Origin of the sequence: Novosphingobium sp. 9U, assembly GCF_902506425.1 — a bacterium.
Taxonomy (GTDB): Bacteria; Pseudomonadota; Alphaproteobacteria; order Sphingomonadales; family Sphingomonadaceae; genus Novosphingobium.
Window position 1 is genome coordinate 1,984,884 of sequence record NZ_LR732469.1, and the last position, 18,136, is coordinate 2,003,019.

18 protein-coding genes are annotated in these 18,136 nt (G+C 67.0%); 10 read left to right on the forward strand and 8 right to left on the reverse strand.

The window, feature by feature from the left end:
* Positions 1 to 53: 53 nt before the first annotated feature.
* The 3 genes from GV044_RS09250 (at position 54) to GV044_RS09260 (ending at position 3,237) form a co-directional block, all read left to right on the forward strand.
* Entirely contained in the window at positions 54 to 1,058 is a 1,005-nt protein-coding gene (locus GV044_RS09250; RefSeq protein WP_159868531.1) for a ligase-associated DNA damage response exonuclease, read from the forward strand.
* Complete coding sequence (locus GV044_RS09255; protein ID WP_159868534.1) at positions 1,058 to 2,650, forward strand: cisplatin damage response ATP-dependent DNA ligase; 1,593 nt, start codon at positions 1,058 to 1,060, stop codon at positions 2,648 to 2,650. Before GV044_RS09250 ends, GV044_RS09255 begins: the two co-directional genes overlap by 1 nt.
* 62 nt (positions 2,651 to 2,712) lie before the next feature.
* Positions 2,713 to 3,237 carry a nuclear transport factor 2 family protein gene (locus GV044_RS09260; RefSeq protein ID WP_159868537.1) on the forward strand — a complete coding sequence of 175 codons (525 nt, stop codon included), beginning with the start codon at positions 2,713 to 2,715 and terminating at the stop codon, positions 3,235 to 3,237.
* A 20-nt stretch (positions 3,238 to 3,257) separates the two neighbouring features.
* Here GV044_RS09260 and thiD read toward each other — a convergent pair whose 3' ends face one another.
* The 3 genes from thiD to glmM are packed head-to-tail and all read right to left on the reverse strand — an operon-like array spanning position 3,258 to position 5,620.
* Entirely contained in the window at positions 3,258 to 4,019 is a 762-nt protein-coding gene (thiD, locus tag GV044_RS09265) for a bifunctional hydroxymethylpyrimidine kinase/phosphomethylpyrimidine kinase (RefSeq protein WP_159868540.1), read from the reverse strand.
* Positions 4,020 to 4,055: 36 nt separating this feature from the next.
* On the reverse strand, positions 4,056 to 4,280 hold the full coding sequence (locus tag GV044_RS09270) for a DUF1272 domain-containing protein (protein WP_159868543.1): 225 nt from the start codon (positions 4,278 to 4,280) through the stop codon (positions 4,056 to 4,058).
* Positions 4,280 to 5,620: a phosphoglucosamine mutase gene (glmM, locus tag GV044_RS09275; RefSeq protein WP_159868546.1), complete on the reverse strand. Its 1,341-nt coding sequence runs from the start codon at positions 5,618 to 5,620 to the stop codon at positions 4,280 to 4,282. Before glmM ends, GV044_RS09270 begins: the two co-directional genes overlap by 1 nt.
* 100 nt (positions 5,621 to 5,720) lie before the next feature.
* Between glmM and GV044_RS09280 the strand changes: the two genes are divergently transcribed.
* Complete coding sequence (locus GV044_RS09280) at positions 5,721 to 7,010, forward strand: dicarboxylate/amino acid:cation symporter (protein ID WP_236554825.1); 1,290 nt, start codon at positions 5,721 to 5,723, stop codon at positions 7,008 to 7,010.
* A gap of 39 nt (positions 7,011 to 7,049) precedes the next feature.
* Here GV044_RS09280 and GV044_RS09285 read toward each other — a convergent pair whose 3' ends face one another.
* Positions 7,050 to 7,658, reverse strand: a complete 609-nt coding sequence (locus GV044_RS09285; protein WP_159868549.1) for an HNH endonuclease — start codon at positions 7,656 to 7,658, stop codon at positions 7,050 to 7,052.
* Positions 7,659 to 7,988: 330 nt separating this feature from the next.
* Here GV044_RS09285 and gluQRS point away from each other — a divergent pair, with 330 nt between their 5' ends.
* The 5 genes from gluQRS (at position 7,989) to GV044_RS09310 (ending at position 11,152) form a co-directional block, all read left to right on the forward strand.
* Positions 7,989 to 8,834, forward strand: a complete 846-nt coding sequence (gluQRS, locus tag GV044_RS09290) for a tRNA glutamyl-Q(34) synthetase GluQRS (RefSeq protein WP_159868552.1) — start codon at positions 7,989 to 7,991, stop codon at positions 8,832 to 8,834.
* Positions 8,831 to 9,061, forward strand: coding sequence for an HIG1 domain-containing protein (locus GV044_RS09295; protein ID WP_159868555.1), 231 nt, complete (start codon positions 8,831 to 8,833; stop codon positions 9,059 to 9,061). Before gluQRS ends, GV044_RS09295 begins: the two co-directional genes overlap by 4 nt.
* Positions 9,062 to 9,088: 27 nt before the next feature.
* Positions 9,089 to 9,658 carry a cob(I)yrinic acid a,c-diamide adenosyltransferase gene (locus GV044_RS09300; protein ID WP_159868558.1) on the forward strand — a complete coding sequence of 190 codons (570 nt, stop codon included), beginning with the start codon at positions 9,089 to 9,091 and terminating at the stop codon, positions 9,656 to 9,658.
* A 254-nt stretch (positions 9,659 to 9,912) separates the two neighbouring features.
* Complete coding sequence (locus GV044_RS09305; RefSeq protein WP_159868561.1) at positions 9,913 to 10,782, forward strand: 3-hydroxyacyl-CoA dehydrogenase family protein; 870 nt, start codon at positions 9,913 to 9,915, stop codon at positions 10,780 to 10,782.
* A 55-nt stretch (positions 10,783 to 10,837) separates the two neighbouring features.
* A complete protein-coding gene (locus tag GV044_RS09310; protein WP_159868564.1) occupies positions 10,838 to 11,152 on the forward strand; it encodes a hypothetical protein in 315 nt (104 codons plus the stop codon).
* A 37-nt stretch (positions 11,153 to 11,189) separates the two neighbouring features.
* Here GV044_RS09310 and GV044_RS09315 read toward each other — a convergent pair whose 3' ends face one another.
* A complete protein-coding gene (locus GV044_RS09315) occupies positions 11,190 to 11,384 on the reverse strand; it encodes a hypothetical protein (protein ID WP_159868567.1) in 195 nt (64 codons plus the stop codon).
* A 25-nt stretch (positions 11,385 to 11,409) separates the two neighbouring features.
* Complete coding sequence (gene mutS, locus GV044_RS09320; RefSeq protein WP_236554826.1) at positions 11,410 to 14,013, reverse strand: DNA mismatch repair protein MutS; 2,604 nt, start codon at positions 14,011 to 14,013, stop codon at positions 11,410 to 11,412.
* A gap of 114 nt (positions 14,014 to 14,127) precedes the next feature.
* Between mutS and GV044_RS09325 the strand changes: the two genes are divergently transcribed.
* Positions 14,128 to 16,389, forward strand: coding sequence for an NADP-dependent malic enzyme (locus tag GV044_RS09325; protein WP_159868570.1), 2,262 nt, complete (start codon positions 14,128 to 14,130; stop codon positions 16,387 to 16,389).
* 40 nt (positions 16,390 to 16,429) lie between these two features.
* Here the strand turns inward: GV044_RS09325 and GV044_RS09330 are convergent, their stop codons facing one another.
* Positions 16,430 to 17,194, reverse strand: a complete 765-nt coding sequence (locus tag GV044_RS09330; RefSeq protein ID WP_159868573.1) for a sulfite exporter TauE/SafE family protein — start codon at positions 17,192 to 17,194, stop codon at positions 16,430 to 16,432.
* A 150-nt stretch (positions 17,195 to 17,344) separates the two neighbouring features.
* Positions 17,345 to 18,043, reverse strand: coding sequence for a pirin family protein (locus GV044_RS09335; RefSeq protein ID WP_159868576.1), 699 nt, complete (start codon positions 18,041 to 18,043; stop codon positions 17,345 to 17,347).
* Between the last annotated feature and the right edge of the window lie 93 nt (positions 18,044 to 18,136).

Below are 18,136 nucleotides of genomic sequence, written 5' to 3' on the forward strand. Positions count from 1 at the left end.
CTGCCCTCAAGCATGGGGTGGAACCTCCCCGGTTCCGCCCCATTCTTCTATCCATGGCCCGTGACTTCTCCTGGATCCGACCAGAGCCCTGGGGCATCCACGTCACCCCCGCCGACTGCTGGATCGACCCCTCGCGCCCCGTCGAACGAGCGCTGGTGACGCACGGCCATGCCGACCACGCGCGCGGCGGTCACGGCGAGACCGTCGCTACCCCCGAGACGCTGGCGATCATGAAGCTGCGCTACCAGACCGATGAGGGCGCCCGCGCTGCCGCCTACGGCGAGACGATCAGCCTCGGCGGCGGGGTCGATGCCACCTGGTTGCCGGCCGGACACGTGCTCGGCTCGGCGCAGATCCTGCTGGAACATGCGGGCGAAAAGATCATCGTCACCGGCGACTACAAGCGCCGCCCCGACCCGACCTGCCCGCCATTTCAGGTCACCCCGTGCGACGTGCTGGTCACCGAGGCCACCTTCGGCCTGCCGGTGTTCAAGCACCCGCCGATCGAAGACGAAGTCGCCAAGCTGTTGAAGGCCCTTGCCGACAACCCGGACCGCTGCGTGCTGGTCGGCGCCTATGCACTGGGCAAGGCACAACGCCTGATCGCCGAAGTCCGCCGCGCCGGCCACCACGAGACGATCTACCTGCACGGCGCTATGGAGCGGATGTGCCGGCTCTACGAGGAGTTCGGCGTCGACCTAGGCGATCTCAAGCTGGTCAGCGAAGCGAAGAAGGACGACATCGCCGGCCACATCGTCGTCTGCCCACCCAGCGCTCTCAACGATCGCTGGAGCCGCCGCCTGCCCGAGCCGATCACCGCCATGGCGTCTGGCTGGATGCGCGTGCGCCAGCGCGCCCGCCAGCGCATGGTGGAGCTGCCGCTCGTGATCTCCGATCACGCCGACTGGGATGAGCTCACTCGCACGGTGGAGGAGGTGAACCCGTTCGAGACCTGGATCACCCACGGTCGCGAGGAGGCGATGCTGCGCTGGTGCCAACTCCACCAGCGCCGCGCCAAGGCACTGGCCCTGGTGGGGTACGAGGACGAGGATGACTGATGGAGGAGTTCGCCGCCCTCCTCGATGCGCTGGTCTACACCCGCAGCCGCAATGCCAAGCTCAAGCTGCTGGCCGACTACTTGCGCGACACGCCCGATCCTGATCGCGGCTGGGCGCTGGCGGCGCTGACCGACGGGCTCGACTTCCCGGCAGTCAAGAGCTCCACCATTCGCAACCTGCTGGGCGAGCGGGTTGACCCGGTACTCTACGCTCTCAGCCGAGATTTCGTCGGCGATTCGGCTGAGACCGCCAGCTTGCTCTGGCCCGAGCCCGACACCGCGCCCAATCCGCCGACCGTCACCGAGGCGGTCGACACACTCGCCCACATGACCCGCGCCAGCGTCATGTCCGAACTGCCCAAGCTGCTCGACCGGCTCGATTCGGACGGTCGCTACGCCCTGCTCAAGATGGCCACGGGCGCCATGCGGATCGGCATCTCGGCGCGTCTTGCCAAGACCGCCTTTGCGCAGGCGTTCGGGGTCACGGTCGAGGAGGTTGAGGAGCACTGGCACGGCCAGACTCCGCCCTACCAGCCGCTGTTCGCCTGGGCCGCGCATGGCGAAGAGGCGCCTTCTTCTGAGGGTATCCCGCTGTTCCGCCCGTTCATGCTGGCCCATCCCTTGGACGAGACAATCGTCGACATGGCCGACTATGCCGCCGAGTGGAAATGGGACGGCATCCGCGTGCAGCTCGTGCGAGCCGGTGACGAAACGCGCGTCTACTCGCGATCGGGCGACGACATCTCGGGCACGTTCCCGGAGGTCGCCGCGTCGCTACCCTTCCCGGCAGTACTCGATGGCGAGCTGCTGGTGCGCGGTTCGCACCAGGGCGGCGAGGAGGGCGGCGCGGCGAGCTTCAACGCGCTGCAGCAGCGACTGGGCCGCAAGGTCGTCAGCAAGAAGATGCTGGCCGAGTACCCCGCTTTTGTCCGCCTCTATGACGCGCTGATCGTCGATGGTGAGGACTTGCGCGAGCTGCCGTGGGAGCAGCGCCGCCAGCGCCTGGAAGCGCTGATGCCGCGCCTCGATCCCGACGACTTCGACCTCAGCCAGGTAATCCAAGCCAAGACCCTCGACGATCTCGCCAAGATCCGTGAGCGCACCCGCGATGATGCGATCGAGGGCGTCATGCTGAAGCGGCGCGATTCGCCCTACATCGCAGGACGCCGCACCGGGCTGTGGTACAAGTGGAAGCGCGATCCGCTGCTGGTCGACTGCGTGGTGATGTACGCGCAGCGCGGCAACGGGCGGCGCAGCTCATTCTATTCGGACTATACGTTCGGCTGCTGGGACGGCGATCCCGACCAGGGCGCCGAACTGCTGCCAGTCGGCAAGGCCTACTCGGGCATCACCGACGAAGAGCTGAAGTGGCTCGATAAGTACGTGCGCCAGCACACGCTGAACCGCTTTGGACCTGTGCGCGAGACCGAGCGCACGCTGGTCCTGGAGGTTGCGTTCGATTCGATCCACGCCAGCAAACGCCACAAGTCCGGCGTCGCGATGCGCTTCCCGCGCATCAACCGCATCCGCACCGACAAGCCTGCGCATGAAGCGGATCGGATCGAGACGCTGAAAGGCCTGATCCGCGACTGACGACTTGGCAGGTGTACAGTCACGTCCTAGCCTCGCCGCCAAATAAAACGGGAGAGCGCACGATGGACGAGGCCAGGCTACAGGAGATGTGGGATCACCACGAAATCCGGCAGCTGCTCGCGACCTACTGCCACGGTTGCGACCGCGCCGACACTGCGGAGATGGCGAGCGTCTATTGCGAGGAATCCTGGGACGATCACGGCCCCAACAAATGCGATGGGCGTGAGTTCGCGGCGCTGATCCTGGAGGAGGCGCGCCGTACGACGCGGGTGGTGAGCCACCAGCTCGGCCAGTCCCTGATCCGCATCTCGGGCGAACGAGCCGGCGCGGAGACTTATTTCGTCGCCACACTGATCGCCGACACTGCGGAGGGCGAGCGGATGACCCAGCTGGGTGGTCGCTATGTCGATACGCTGCTGCGCGAAGGAGATGACTGGAAGGTCAAGGAACGCCTGTGCGTGCGGGACTGGTCGAGCACGGCGGTAATCGAGCCGGGCTACCTGAAGACGGCGGGCTTTATCGAGGGTACGCGCGGGGCGGCGGATGTCTCGTGGGAGAAGCTGGGCTTGGTGGCGGAGGCGGCATAGAGCTCGCCTTCCTGGGTCGCCTAGAGCCGAACCGCCTGATGCCCCATCGGCCCGTGCCCCGTTCCGAAGCCGGGCGCGGCCTCCAGCGCTGCGCGCACGAACGCCCGGCCCGCTTCAATCGCCGGAACCAGCGCCACGCCCCGCCCCAGCTCGGTCGCAATCGCGCTCGACAGCGTGCAGCCGGTGCCGTGGCTATGCTGCGTTTCGATCCGGGGCGCGCGCCAATCGAGCGGTTTTGTACCGGGCCTGACCAGCCGATCATGGACCACCTCTCCTGGCTCGTCGCCGCCCTTGGCCAGGTACACGACGCCGCGTGTCGCCATCGCCTCGGCGCCGCCCAGCGCTTGTAGTTCGGGCACGTTGGGCGTGGTCAGTACTGCTAGCTTCATCAGCCGCTCAAATGCAGCGACCGTGTCCGCATCGGCCAGCACCGCGCCACTGGTGGCGACCATCACGGGGTCGAACACCACCAGCACGCCGAGCCCCTCCAACCAATCCGCCACCACGTTGGCGATCGCTGCCGAGCCCAGCATGCCTATCTTCACGGCGTCGACGCCGATGTCCGACACACACGCGTCGATCTGCGCGGCTACCATCTCGGGCGAGAGTGCCTGCACGGCCGTGACGCCCAGCGAGTTCTGCGCCGTGATCGCGGTGATTGCGGTCATCGCGAAGCCGCCGAGCATGGTGATGGTCTTGATATCGGCCTGGATGCCCGCGCCGCCGGAACTGTCCGAGCCGGCGATGGAGAGGATGCGGGGGGGCTTGGCTGTGTTGCTCATGCTCCTCCCTATCCGTTCGTAATCGGGAGTCGAGTGTCAGCCCTTGAACTGGCGCTCGTTCGAAGGCGGATTGTTCGCCTGTGCCTTGCGCGAGCGGGTCGGTCGATCGACCAGCTCGCCACCACAGTTCGGGCAGAGGTCGTCCAGCGCCTCGGCACATTCTGCGCAGTAGGTGCACTCGAAGCTGCAGATGAAGGCGCCGGGCGCTTCGGCCGGAAGATCGGTTCCGCAGCGCTCGCAATCGGGTCGCATCTCTAGCATCAGGCTGCTGCCTTCTCTACCGCCGCGCAGATCGAGGCGACCGCCGCCTCGACCTCGCCGGCATCGTCGCCCTCCGCCATAACGCGGATCACGGGCTCGGTGCCCGAGGGGCGGATCACCAGCCGCCCCTTGCCGTTCAGCGAGGCTTCGGCATCGGCGATCACCGACTTGACGCTGTCTGCCTCCAGCGGCTTGCCACCGGCAAAGCGCACGTTGCGCAGCAGCTGCGGCACGGGATCGAACACATGCAGCAGCTCGCTTGCGCGCTTGCCCGACGAGACCAGCGCGGCGAGCACCTGCAGTGCCGCCACGGTACCGTCGCCCGTGGTCGCGTGATCGAGCAGGATCATGTGACCGGATTGCTCGCCGCCGACATTGTAGCCGCCGCGGCGCATGGCTTCGAGCACGTGGCGGTCACCGACCGCGGTGCGCACCAGCTCCAGTCCGCGGCCTTGCAGGAATCGCTCAAGTCCCAGGTTGGACATGACCGTCGCGACTACGCCGCCACCCAACAGGCGCCCCTGGCTCGCCCACTCGCTGCCGATCAGCGCCATGATCTGGTCGCCGTCGACCACCTGGCCCTTCTCGTCGACCACGATCAGCCGGTCGGCGTCGCCGTCCAGCGCGATGCCGATGTCCGCGCCGGACGACACCACCGTTTCCTGCAGCGCGCCCACGTGTGTCGAGCCGCAGTTGGCGTTGATGTTCTTGCCATTGGGATTGACGCCGAGCGCGGTGACTTCGGCGCCCAATTCCCAGAACGCCGAGGGTGCGACCTGGTAGGCAGCGCCGTTGGCGCAATCGACCGCGATCTTCAGCCCGTCCAGCCGGATCTCCTTGGCCAACGAGGCCTTCACCGCGTGGATGTAGCGTCCGCGCGCGTCGTCGATGCGGCGGGCGCGGCCGATCTCTTCCGATGCGGCCAGCGCCAGGTCCTGCGAGAGCATCGCCTCGATCGCCAGTTCGTCGGCATCGGAGAGCTTGAAGCCGTCGGGACCGAACAGCTTGATGCCGTTGTCCTCGTACGGGTTGTGGCTGGCCGAGATCATCACGCCGACGTCGGCGCGCAGCTCCTGGGTCAGCAGCGCGACCGCCGGCGTCGGCATCGGGCCGAGCAGCACCACGTCCATGCCGACGCTGGTAAAGCCGGCAACCATCGCGTTTTCCAGCATGTAGCCCGACAGGCGCGTGTCCTTGCCGATCACCACGCGGTGGCGGTGGGCGCCGCGCAGGAAGCGGGTGCCGGCCGCCTGCCCGGCCTTCATAGCCATCGCAGCGGTCATCACGCCGGCGTTGGTACGGCCGCGGATGCCGTCGGTTCCGAAGAATTGCTTGCTCATGCGGGGCTCCATAGCGCGGGATGCGTTACCGCGCGATTGCCGACACATTGCGACCTCGCCATCGGGTGCTACTCTTCGCATTCGTGCGTTCAGGAGCCTTATGACGTCATCTGCAACACAAGGCGAGAGCAGCGCCACCCGCATGCCGGCGATCAAGGTGCCGGCCGGCCTGACCTTCACCGCCCTGGTCCTGGGGATCTTCGCGGGTTGGATGGTGAGCGGCAGCGCCATCGCCCCACGGCTCGCGGCGATCGCCGGTCCGATCGGCAAGCTCTGGCTACAGGGGCTAACGATGACGATCTTGCCGCTGGTCGCCGCGCTGCTGTTCAACGGTGTGACCGAGACCGTCGCTGCCGCCCGTGCCGGGCCGATGGCGCGGCGCACCCTGGGTCTTATCTTCGGCTTCCTGGCGCTGAGCGCCACGCTGGGCGGCGTGCTGACGCCGCTGCTGCTGCAGCTATTTCCGGTGCCGCGCGATGCCGCGGCGGCGATCGGGGCGCAGAGCGTCGACCCCGGACCGGTGCCCGGGATGGCAGATTTCCTCGGCTCGCTGATCCCGTCGAACATCGTCAAGGCCGCGGGCGACAACGCGATGCTGCCGGTCATCGTGTTCTTCGCGCTGTTTGCGCTCGCCTCCACGCGGCTTGCAGAAGGTCCGCGCCGGACGCTCGGCTCGCTGTTCGAGGGATTGGCGGGCGCGATGATGGTGATGATCGGCTGGGTGCTGGCGATCGCGCCGATCGGCGTGTTTGGCCTCGCCTTCAGCGTCGCAGCGGGAAGCGGCGGCGCGGCGATCGGGGCACTGGCACACTATGTCGCGATCGTCGCCAGCATCGGCGGCGTCATGTTCGTGATCGCCTATCCGCTCGCGATCCTGGGTGGTCGACGCAAGCCCGGGGCGTTCGTGCGGGCGATGCTGCCGGTGCAGACGGTGGCGCTTTCCACGCAATCCTCGCTCGCCAGCTTGCCGGCGATGCTCGGCGCCTGCCGGCAACTCGGCGTGCGCGAGCGGACCGGTGAGTTCGTGCTGCCGCTGGCGGTGGCGCTGTTCCGCGCGACCGGACCGGGGATGAACATGGCGGTGGCGGTCTACGCCGCGCATCTCACCGGCGTCGTACTGACACCGACGGTGATCGCTGCGGGCGTGCTGACGGCGTTCGCCACCAGCCTGGGCGCGGTTTCGCTACCCGGCGCGATCAGCTTCGTGACATCCTGCGGACCGGTCGCAATCGCGATGGGCGTGCCGGTGGAGCCGCTCGCGTTGCTGGTGGCCGTGGAGATGCTGCCCGACTTGATGCGCACCGTCGGCAACGTGACCATGGACGTGGCGATCACCAGCGTGGTCGACCGGCTTGAGGGCGACAGCGAGCCAGCACGGACGGTGCATTGACGCGGCTTCATCCTCTCTCCGCCGGGGAGAGGAGGAGCATCACGCCTCCAGCTCGACATCCCAGTACAGCCAGTCGCGCCAGGTCTCGTGCAGGTAGTTGGGCGGAAAGGCGCGGCCGCGTTCCTGCAACTGCCAGCTGGTGGGGCGGATCGGCGGGATCAGTGGCGGCATCTTCGCCTGCTTGGGCGTGCGGCCGCCCTTCTTCATGTTGCACGGCGCACAGGCGGTGAGGATGTTCTCCCAGCTGGTCCGTCCACCGAGCCGGCGCGGCACCACGTGATCGAAGGTCAGGTGCGAGGGGCTGCCGCAGTACTGGCAGCTGAACCGGTCACGCAGGAACACGTTGAAACGGGTGAAGGCGGGAAACTCGGATGGCTTCACGAACTGGCGCAACGCGATCACCGAGGGCAGCTGCATCGTCCAGCTGGGTGAGTGCACCGCCCGTTCGTAGGAGCTGACGACGTCCACCCGCTCCAGCACGATGGCCTTAACTGCGGTTTGCCAGGGCCACAAGCTCAGAGGGTAGTAGGAGAGCGGCGTGTAGTCCGCATTGAGCACAAGCGCCGGGCAATCGGAAAGACTTCGGGAGGGGTCCCCCTCCGCGCTGCGGAACCGGGCCGCGCGCTCGATCAGCTCCGACTTGAGCATGGCCTCCTGTCGCAGGCCCTGATTGCGGTTTCATGGCAGTGCATGGCTGCTTTTCCAGCATTTGTGCGGGGTAGCGTCAAGTTTTGCGTGGCCGCGAGCTCAAAGGAAATCCACAGGAAGAAGTAAAATGGGTTCGCGCAGAGGCGCAGAGACGCAGAGGAGGTTGCACTTGCGGCAAAGCCGCTTTCCAATCGAGCGTCGCGTCTGGCCAAGCGTCGCCGGACAAGTGGCCTGACGGCCAAGCACGACACCCCTCTGCGTCTCTGCGCCTCTGCGTGAACCCATTCTTCTCTTGCCTCGCGCGACGCCATCGTCCCACACGCAAGTCGGATGACCCGCACCCGCTTCGCCCCCAGCCCCAACGGTCCGCTGCACCTGGGCCATGCCTATGCCGCGATCGTCGCGCACGATCTGGCGCGGGAGCGGGGCGGAACGTTCGAGCTGCGGATCGAGGACATCGACGGCGAGCGTAGCCGACCCGAATTCGTGAGCGAGATCCTGGCCGATCTCGCCTGGCTCGGGATCGGGTGGGATGGCGAGCCCGTGTTCCAATCGCACCGGCTCGGCAGCTATGCGCAAGCGGGAGAGCGGCTGAAGCAGATGGGCCTGCTGTACCCCTGCCGGTGCACCCGGGCCGAAATCGCAGCCGCCTCGACGCGGATGGGACCGGACGGCCCGGTATATCCCGGTACCTGCAAGCACCGCATAGTCGACCCGGCGGGCGCGGCATGGCGGCTCGACATGGACGCTGCCCGCGCGCTTGCCGGTCCGCTCGATTGGGTGGACGACATCGCCGGCATCCAACGTGCCATCCCGGAGATTTTCGGCGATGTCGTGCTGCTGAGGAAGGACCTGCCCGCCAGCTATCACCTGGCCGCCACGCTCGACGATGCGGCAGACGCGGTGACCCTTGTCACCCGCGGGTTGGACCTGTTCGCCGCCAGCCATGTGCATCGACTGCTCCAGGCGCTGCTCGGCCTGCCGGTGCCCACCTGGCATCATCACGCACTGCTGGTCGAGCCGGATGGACGCAAGCTCGCCAAGCGGCGCGGCTCGCCTTCGCTGGGCGATCGGCGCCGCGCCGGAGAGGATGGCATTGCGCTTGCCGCTGCCCTCCGGGGCGGGCGCTTGCCGGCTGGTATTTCGCTCTCCCGAAGCCTACATACCGGAACATGAGCTATATCCTTGTCCCCCTGATCGTCGTGCTGATGATCATGGTCGTCGTCAGCCTCGTGCGCGGCATCGTCGCGTTTCTGCAGAGCACCAAGGTGGATCTCGAACGCGATCCGTCTGCGGGCGCCACTCCGGCGCAGCTGATGCAGAACAAGATGATGTTCAATCGCATCAAGTACCAGGCGGCGGCGGTCGTGGTGGTCGCTCTGCTGATGGCGATGTCGAAGTAATCCGGCCAAGCGTTAGACCGGAAGCTTATGGTACGCCTGAACCGGATCTACACGCGCACCGGCGACGATGGGACCACTGGCCTCGTCGACGGATCGCGCCTGCCCAAGCACGCGGCGCGCATGGAAGCGATCGGCGCGGTCGACGAGGCCAACAGCCTGATCGGTCTCGCCGTCTGCGCACTGACCGGCTCGCCGCATGCCGAGGTGCTGACGCGCATCCAGAACGACCTGTTTGATCTCGGCGCCGATCTCGCAACTCCCGGTGACGATTTCACGCCCGGCGAGATGACATTGCGCATGTTTCCCTCACAGGCCGAGTGGATAGAGGCGCAGATCGATGCGCTGAACGATCATCTGGAGCCGCTGCGCAGCTTCATCCTGCCCGGCGGCACCGAAGCAGCGGCCCGAGTCCACATCGCCCGCGCCGCCACCCGCCGTGCCGAGCGCGCCGCGGTGGCACTTGCTGCCGCCGATCCGGTCAACCCGGCCGCGCTCGCCTATGTGAACCGGCTGAGCGACTACCTCTTCGTGCTCGCGCGGGCGGTGAACGCCGAGGCGGGCGGCGATGTGCTGTGGGTGCCGGGCCAGAATCGCTGACCCGAGATCCTCCCCTGCAAGGGGAGGTGGCAGTCCGCAGGACTGACGGAGGGGTGTAACCCTCTCAGTCGAGCACTCCGCTGGCAATGACACCCCTCCACCATCCGCTGCGCGGACGGTCCCCCTCCCCTTGCAGGGGAGCATCGCAAGAAGAAGCACATTTTCCCCGCTAACCCTAGCCGCTCTTCCAGTTTGCCCTCCTGCGATTTGCCGCTAGTCACCCTCGCGAACATTCACGAGGGAGGACAAGGGCCATGCAGACAGTCGCCATAATCGGTGCGGGGATCATGGGCGCAGGGATCGCGCAGACCGTCGCGGGTAAGGGCATGGACGTAATCCTGTCCGACGTGTCGGTGGAGCTGGCCGAAAAGGGTAAGGCCGGCATTGCCAAGGGCCTGACCAAGCTCGTCGCCAAGGAAAAGCTGACGCAGGCGGACGCCGACGCGCTGCTCGCCCGCATCACGCCGGTGGGTGACTACAGCACGATGGGCAGGGCCGACCTCATCATCGAGGCCGCCACCGAGCGCGAGGACATCAAGGCCAAGATCTTCGAGGCAGCCGGCAAGGTGCTCGCGCCCCATGCGATCCTGGCGTCCAACACCAGCTCGATCCCGATCACCCGCATGGCCGCGCAGTCTCCCGATCCGACGCGCTTTTGCGGGCTGCACTTCTTCAATCCGGTGCCGGTGATGGGCCTGGTCGAGGTGATCCCCGGCCTCGCCACCTCGCAAGACACCATCGACAAGATGAAAGCGTTTGGCGAGACGCTGGGCAAGACGGTGGTGCTCGCCGGCGATGCGCCGGGCTTCGTCGTCAACCGCATCCTGTGTCCGATGCTCAACGAGGCCATCTTCGTGCTGGGCGAAGGCTTGGGTTCGGTCGAGGACATTGACGCAGGCTGCCGCATCGGCCTCAATCACCCGATGGGCCCGCTGACGTTGTGCGACTTCGTCGGCCTCGACACGCTCTACGAGATTATGAAGGTGTTCCACTCGACCACCGGCGATCCCAAGTACCGCCCCGCGCCGCTGCTGCAGAAATACGTCGAGGCGGGCTGGTACGGCCGTAAGTCTGGCCGCGGCTTCTACGACTACGCGGGCGAGAAGCCGGTGCCGACGCGCTGAGGCCGACGGAACCGACTCCTTTGCCCGACCGTTTGTGCGGGCAAAGGAGATTACCATGGCCGACCGCAAGCCCGACCTCGATCGCCAGGACATCGTTCCCGAGCAGGAGGATGAGGACACGCAGGCGCAGACCGTCACCGACGATGCCTTCGACAAGACCGTCGACGAGGGCCTGGGCGACAGCGAGAAGGACACCAGCGGCCTCGACGAGTTCGACGCGCCCGATCTGGTCGACCGCATGAAGCAGATGAATTCCAGCGGCCTCATCGACATGGGCGCCTATGACGGTGAGGAAACCACCGACGACCTGGAAAACAAGTACGGCGCCCGCAACGCCGCGGATGATGAATTCGCCGAAGACGACAGCTGACCTGCACATCCTCTCCCCCGGCGGGGAGAGGATCAGCCTACTTAGCCGCGCTGTCCTTCGCCCACGGGTTCGAGGCCGCCGCTTGCTGGTGCACCGCCGGCTTGGCCGACCTATCGTCATCCGGCGAAGGCACCGCGCAATACGCCGTGACCAGCACACCCGCCGCCCACCACAGCGCGCGCCAGCGGCTGCGGAACACGGTGCGCATGGACGGGCCCAGAGTCGAGATCATGGTGCCGACCATGCGCTTGCGAGCGTTAAGTTTCGGTGCCTGCCTCGCGCTTCAAGTCATAGAGCAGATCCAGCGCCTCGCGCGGAGTGAGCGCATCCACGTCGATGTCCTTGATCCGCTCACGCAGCGTGTCGCAGGCCTCCTCGCGTGCCGCCTCGGCGGCGGCGAACAGCGGGAGATCGCCGAGGCCAGCTGCGAGGCCGCCGGTCTGCGCGCGGCCCTTCTCCAGCTTGTCGAGCACAGACTTGGCACGGCTGACCACCTTGGCCGGCACGCCCGCGAGCCGCGCCACGGCCAAGCCGTAGCTGCGATCGGCTGGCCCCTCGGCGAGTTCGTGCAGCAGGACGAGATCGCCCTTCCACTCGCGCGCGCGGACATGGTGGAGCGAGAGGGCGTCGCAGGTCTCGGCCAGCCGTGCGAGCTCGTGGTAGTGCGTGGCGAACAGGCAGCGGCAGCGGTTCGTCTCGTGCACCGCCTCGGCCACCGCCCAGGCCAGCGCCAGGCCATCATAGGTCGAGGTGCCGCGGCCCACTTCGTCGAGGATCACGAAGCTGCGCTCCGTCGCCTGGGCCAGGATCGCCGCGGTCTCGACCATCTCGACCATGAAGGTCGAGCGGCCGCGCGCGAGATTGTCCGAGGCGCCGACGCGGCTGAACAGCCGGTCGACCAGGCCGATCTTCGCGCGCGCGGCAGGCACGAAGCCACCCGCCTGCGCGAGCAGCACGATGAGCGCGTTCTGGCGCAGGAAGGTCGACTTGCCGCCCATGTTGGGTCCGCCGATCAGCCAAAGCCTGTCGTAAGCCGCGAGGCGGCAATCGTTGGCGACGAAGCGCTCACCTTGAGCCGCCAGCGCGGCTTCGACCACCGGGTGCCGTCCGGCCTCGATCTCCAGGCAGGTCGCGTCGACGATCTCGGGCGCACTCCAGCCGCCTTGCGCAGCGCGCTCGGCCTGGCCCGCCGCCACATCGATGCGAGCGAGCGCGGCGGCCGTCATGGCGATGGCGTTGCGCGCTTCCATAACGGTGGCGACCAGTTCCTCGAAGTGCGACTCCTCCGCCGCAAGCGCGTGCCCACCGGCTTCGGCAATGCGGCTGGCTTCCTCGTGCAGCGCCAGCGCGTTGAAGCGCATCGCCCCGGCCATGGTTTGGCGATGGGTGAAGCCGCTATCGGGCAGCAGCAGCTTGTCGGCATGGCGCTGCGGCACTTCGACAAAGTATCCGAGCACGTTGTTGTGCTTGATCTTGAGCGCGGTGACGCCGGTCTCGTCGCGGTACTTGGCCTCCAGAGCGGCGATCGCGCGGCGGGCATTACCTGAAGTGCGACGCAGTTCGTCCAGTGCGGCGTCATACCCTTCCGCGATAAAGCCACCCTGCCCGCGCTCGGTCGGCGGCGCCGGCACCAGCGCACGGCCGAGCCAGTCGACCAGTTCGGCATGACCCGCCAGCGAGGGCAGCACCCGGGTGAGCAGCACCGGCACCGCCTCTCGCCGCACCAGCCGCTCGTGCAGCGCGCGCGCGCCGCCCAGCCCATCGCGCAGCTGGCCCAGGTCGCGCGGAGAGCCCCGTCCCGCCACGATCCGGCCGAGCGCGCGACCGATGTCGGGCAAGGCTCGCAACGCGCTGCGCACGTCTTCGCGCAGAAGGGCATCGTCGTGCAGCCAAGCAACCAGCTCTAGCCGCTCGGCGATCTGCAGGCGGTCAGTCAGCGGCGCCGACAAGTCATCGGCGAGCTGGCGCGCGCCCGCTCCGGTGACACACCGGTCGATGGCATCGATCAGGCTGCCCTTGCGCGTGCCTTGGGTCGACTGGAGGATCTCCAGGCTGGCGCGCGTCGCCTCATCCATCGCCAGGGTGGTATCGCTGCTCCGCGCCTCAGGCGGCAGCAGCAGCGGCAACTTGCCGCGGCCGACATGCTCGAGGTAGGCGACGAGCCCACCCGCCGCCGCCAGCATCGCCCGCCCGAACACGCCGAAGCCGTCGAGCGTGGCGACGCCGTGCACCGCCTTCAGCCGCGCCTCGCCGCCTTCGCTGGCGAAATCCCGTGCGGGGCGCGGGATGCTGTTCAAGGGACCGTCCCAACCCTCAGGCGCCACCAGCTCGCTGGCGCCGAGCCTCGCCAGCCCTGCGCCCATGCGGTCGGGCGCGCACTCCTCCAGCTCCAAGCGCCCGGTCGAGATGTCGACTGCGGCGATGCCGACGCTGCCGCGCACTTCGCACACCGCCGCCAGCACGTTGGCGCGGCGCGGCTCCAGCAGCGTTTCCTCGGTCAGCGTGCCGGCGGTGACGAAGCGGACGATGTCGCGCGCCACCAGCGTCTTCGAGCCGCCGCGCTTCTTGGCTTCGGCCGGGCTCTCCACCTGCTCGGCGATCGCGACGCGGCAGCCGGCGCGGATCAGCCTGGCAAGGTAACCCTCGGACGAGTGCACCGGCACCCCGCACATCGGAACCGGCGCGCCGTTGTGCTCGCCCCGGCTGGTCAGCGAGATGTCGAGTATGCTCGCGGCCGTCTTGGCATCGTCGAAGAACAGCTCGAAGAAGTCACCCATGCGGTAGAACAGCAGGCAGTCGCCAGCCTCCTCGCGCAAGGCGAGATACTGGGCCATCATCGGGGTGGGGGCGGCATCTGCCATCGCCCGACCGGTTAGCGCCACCTAGGACGATTCGGAAAGCGCCGGCGAGCAGCTTTCCCCTACCAAGAACGACTCACATTGGTTAGGGCCGCTCCCGATTGCGGGAGATCGAGCGTGTCCGACGAAACCAGGGTCCAGTTCACCGAGCGCGAGGCGCTGTTCTACCACCAGACGATCCGCCCCGGTAAGATCGAGATCATCGCCAGCAAGCCAATGGCGACGCAGCGCGACTTGTCGCTCGCCTACTCGCCCGGCGTCGCCGTGCCGGTGCAGGCGATCGCCGACAACCCGGGCGACGCTTACGAGTATACCGCCAAAGGCAACTTGGTCGCGGTGATCTCCAACGGCACCGCGATCCTGGGCATGGGCAACCTGGGCGCCCTCGCCTCCAAGCCGGTGATGGAAGGCAAGGCGGTGCTGTTCAAGCGCTTCGCCGACGTCGATTCCATCGACATCGAGCTCGCCACCGAGGACCCCGACGCCTTCATCGAGGCCGTGGCGCTGATGGAGCCGAGCTTCGGCGGCATCAACCTCGAAGACATCAAGGCGCCCGAGTGCTTCATCATCGAGCAGGCCCTGCGTGAGCGGATGAAGATCCCGGTCATGCACGATGACCAGCACGGCACGGCGATCATCGCCGCCGCGGGCGTGCTCAACGCCTGCTTCATCACCGGCCGTAAGCTGGAAGACGTCAAGGTCGCGGTGAACGGCGCCGGCGCCTCCGCGCTCGCCTGCACCGCGCTGATCAAGTCGATGGGCGTGCGGCACGAGAACGTCACCATCTGCGACACCAAGGGCGTGATCTACCGTGGCCGGCCCAACGTCGACCAGTTCAAGTCCGCTCATGCGATCGAGACCGACAAGCGCACGCTGGCCGAGGCGCTGGTCGGCGCCGACATCTTCCTGGGCCTTTCGGCCAAGGGCGCGGTGACGCAGGACATGGTCAAGACCATGGCCGACCAGCCGATCATCTTCGCCATGGCCAACCCGGACCCGGAGATCACCCCGCCAGACGCGATGGCGGTCCGCCCGGATGCGATCGTCGCCACCGGCCGCTCGGACTATCCCAACCAAGTCAACAACGTCCTGGGCTTCCCCTTCATCTTCCGCGGCGCGCTCGACGTGCGGGCCACCGCAATCAACGAGGAGATGAAGATCGCCGCCGCCCGCGCCATCGCGGAGCTCGCGCGCGAGCAGGTGCCCGAGGAAGTCGCCGCCGCTTACGGCAAGAACCACCAGTTCGGCCGCGACTACATCATCCCCGCGCCGTTCGATCCGCGGTTGATGGAGCGCGTGTCCTCCGCCGTCGCCAAGGCGGCAATGGACTCGGGCGTGGCGCAGAAGGACATCGAGGACTTCGACGCCTATCGCCATTCGCTGAAGGCCCGCCTGAACCCGACGACTTCGGTGCTGACCAGCGTCTACGCCAAGGTGAAGTCCGAGCCCAAGCGGATGATCTTCGCCGAGGCGGAGCACGAAGTGGTGCTGCGCGCGGCGATCCAGTACCGCGACTTCGGTTACGGCGAGCCGGTCCTCGTCGGCCGCACCCAGGCGGTGATCGACAAGATGGTCGAGCTGGGCGTCGGCAATCCCGACAGCTACGAGATCCAGAACTCGGCCGTTTCCGAGCATGTCGAGCCGATGGTGGCGATGCTCTACGAACGGCTGCAGCGCCGCGGGTTCCTGGAGCGTGACGTGCGCCGCATGGTCAATCAGGACCGCAACGTGTTCGCCTCGGGCCTGCTCAAGCTGGGCATCGGCGATGCCATGATCACCGGCATGACCCGCACCTTCGCGCAGTCGATCAAGGAAGTGCGCCAGGTGCTCGACGCCAAGCCTGGCGCGCTGCCGTTCGGCATCCACATGCTGGTGGCCAAGAACCACACCGTGTTCATGTCCGACACCACCATCAACGAGCGGCCGAGCCCGGCGGACCTTGCCGTCATCGCGCGCGAGACCGCGGCCGTCGCGCGGCGCCTGGGCCACGAGCCGCGCGTGGCATTCCTGTCCTATTCGACCTTCGGCAACCCCGGCGGCCGCTGGCTGGAGAACATCCGCGAGGCCGTGCACATGCTCGATCAGGAAGCGCAGGACTTCGAGTACGAGGGCGATCTGGCTCCCGATGCGGCGCTCAATCCCAACATCATGAAGCTCTATCCGTTCTCGCGCCTGTCGGCGCCAGCGAACGTGCTGATCATGCCGGGGCTCCAGTCGGCCAACATCTCGGCCAAGCTGCTGCGTGAACTGGGCGGGGCGACGGCGATCGGGCCGATGCTGATCGGCATGGAGAAGCCGGTGCAGGTCGTGCCCATGACCGCGATCGCCCCCGACGTGCTGACCAGCGCGGTGCTGGCGGCGTCAGGCGTGGCGGGGTGATGCAATCCATCCTCTCCCCGGCGGGGAGAGGATCAAGGCCTCAGAACCACGCCTTGTAAATCCCGAAACCGCTGGTCAGCGTCAGCACGACACCGACCATGATCAGCATCGGCTTGACCGGGATGCGCTTGGCCGCAATCGCTCCGATCGGTGACGCCACGACGCCGCCGATCAGCAGACCCAGCGTTCCGCCGGCGACCTGCGCGACCCCGATATGCACGATAAACGCGATCGAGACGGTCACCGTCAGGAAAAACTCGACAGCACTGACAGTGCCGACCACCCGGCGCGGATCGCCGCCCTGGATCAGCAGGTTGGAGGTCACCACCGGACCCCAGCCACCACCGCCCGCCGCATCGAGGAATCCCCCGGCAAGGCCCAGCGGGGCGATCATCTTCACCTTCTTGATCTTGGGCGGGTAGAGCAGTCCGCGCACCAGCAGCCACACGCCGATCAAGGCCAGGTAGACGAGCACGAAAGGCTTCACCACGCTCGCATCCAGCGAGGAGAGCACATAGGCGCCTAGGATCCCGCCGATCATGCCGGGAATCAGCAGGCTGAAGAACAGCTTCTTGTCGATGTTGCCGTGAAGCAGATGGCTGATCCCGGACGTGGCGGTCGTGAAACACTCGACCAGATGCACGCGCTGGGAGGCGAGCGCGGGCGGTACCCCGAGTACGCCGACGAGCAGCGTGTTGGAGATCACGCCAAACGCCATGCCGAGCGCGCCGTCGACCAGCTGCGCTGCAAATCCCACCCCGATAAACGGAAGCAGTGCCGCAAGGTCGAAACTTCCAAAATCCATTCAGGTCGACTCCGTACGGCAATGTCGATCCTGCTGGTAGACTTGCGGAGCGCCATTGCCACCCCTGAAATGTTGTGACCGGGCAAGCGGCGCTTCGCCACTGCATCGGTTCTCCCCTCCCCTGCATGGCAGAGGAGAACCGAGTACAGTTCAGGCGGCGTCGACCAGCACGATCTCGCTGTCTTCCAGCGCGGTGATGCGCAGCACGTCGAGGTCGCTGATCGCGGCGCCGTCGCGGGCGTTGACGCGGTGCTCGTCGATCTGCACCGCACCCGTCGCCGGCACGAGGTAGGCCTTGCGATCGACGCCGAGCGGGTACTCGGCAGTCTCCCCCGCCTTGAGAGTGGCGCCGACGACGCGAGCATCGGTGCGGATCGGCAGCGCATCGTCGTCATTGGCGTAGCCGGAGGCGAGCGTCACGAACTTGCCCGAGCGCTCGCCCTTGGGGAACGGCTTGGCGCCCCATGAGGGAGCCTCGCCCTGGCGCGTGGGCATGATCCAGATCTGGAAGATGCGCGTCTCCACGTCCTCCATGTTGTACTCGGAATGACGGATGCCGGTGCCGGCGGACATGACCTGCACGTCGCCCGCTTCGGTGCGGCCCTTGTTGCCCAGATTGTCCTCGTGGGTGATCGCACCCTCGCGCACGTAGGTGATGATCTCCATGTCTCGGTGCGGGTGCGGCGGGAAGCCGGTCTTGGCCTGGATCACATCGTCGTTCCACACGCGCAAGTTGCCCCAGTGAGTGCGCTTGGGATCGTGGTAGCCGGCGAACGAGAAGTGGTGCTTGGCATCGAGCCAGCCGTGGTTTTCACCGCCGAGGCTGTCGAAAGGGCGCAGTTCGATCATGTCGTGTCTCCTGATCGCGGGCCGTGTCGCCGCGTCTTGAGACCGGATCTAGTCCTTGCCAGCTTGCCTGATCAGATGGATAAAGTCGTTCCG

Bases quoted from the DNA above. Each gene is read 5' to 3' on its own strand.
- GV044_RS09250 (WP_159868531.1), top strand. From the start codon at position 54: ATGGCCCGTGACTTCTCCTGGATCCGACCAGAGCCCTGGGGCATCCAC.
- GV044_RS09255 (WP_159868534.1), top strand. From the start codon at position 1,058: ATGGAGGAGTTCGCCGCCCTCCTCGATGCGCTGGTCTACACCCGCAGC.
- GV044_RS09260 (WP_159868537.1), top strand. From the start codon at position 2,713: ATGGACGAGGCCAGGCTACAGGAGATGTGGGATCACCACGAAATCCGG.
- thiD (WP_159868540.1), bottom strand. From the start codon at position 4,019: ATGAGCAACACAGCCAAGCCCCCCCGCATCCTCTCCATCGCCGGCTCG.
- GV044_RS09270 (WP_159868543.1), bottom strand. From the start codon at position 4,280: ATGCTAGAGATGCGACCCGATTGCGAGCGCTGCGGAACCGATCTTCCG.
- glmM (WP_159868546.1), bottom strand. From the start codon at position 5,620: ATGAGCAAGCAATTCTTCGGAACCGACGGCATCCGCGGCCGTACCAAC.
- GV044_RS09280 (WP_236554825.1), top strand. From the start codon at position 5,721: ATGACGTCATCTGCAACACAAGGCGAGAGCAGCGCCACCCGCATGCCG.
- GV044_RS09285 (WP_159868549.1), bottom strand. From the start codon at position 7,658: ATGCTCAAGTCGGAGCTGATCGAGCGCGCGGCCCGGTTCCGCAGCGCG.
- gluQRS (WP_159868552.1), top strand. From the start codon at position 7,989: ATGACCCGCACCCGCTTCGCCCCCAGCCCCAACGGTCCGCTGCACCTG.
- GV044_RS09295 (WP_159868555.1), top strand. From the start codon at position 8,831: ATGAGCTATATCCTTGTCCCCCTGATCGTCGTGCTGATGATCATGGTC.
- GV044_RS09300 (WP_159868558.1), top strand. From the start codon at position 9,089: ATGGTACGCCTGAACCGGATCTACACGCGCACCGGCGACGATGGGACC.
- GV044_RS09305 (WP_159868561.1), top strand. From the start codon at position 9,913: ATGCAGACAGTCGCCATAATCGGTGCGGGGATCATGGGCGCAGGGATC.
- GV044_RS09310 (WP_159868564.1), top strand. From the start codon at position 10,838: ATGGCCGACCGCAAGCCCGACCTCGATCGCCAGGACATCGTTCCCGAG.
- GV044_RS09315 (WP_159868567.1), bottom strand. From the start codon at position 11,384: ATGATCTCGACTCTGGGCCCGTCCATGCGCACCGTGTTCCGCAGCCGC.
- mutS (WP_236554826.1), bottom strand. From the start codon at position 14,013: ATGGCAGATGCCGCCCCCACCCCGATGATGGCCCAGTATCTCGCCTTG.
- GV044_RS09330 (WP_159868573.1), bottom strand. From the start codon at position 17,194: ATGGATTTTGGAAGTTTCGACCTTGCGGCACTGCTTCCGTTTATCGGG.
- GV044_RS09335 (WP_159868576.1), bottom strand. From the start codon at position 18,043: ATGATCGAACTGCGCCCTTTCGACAGCCTCGGCGGTGAAAACCACGGC.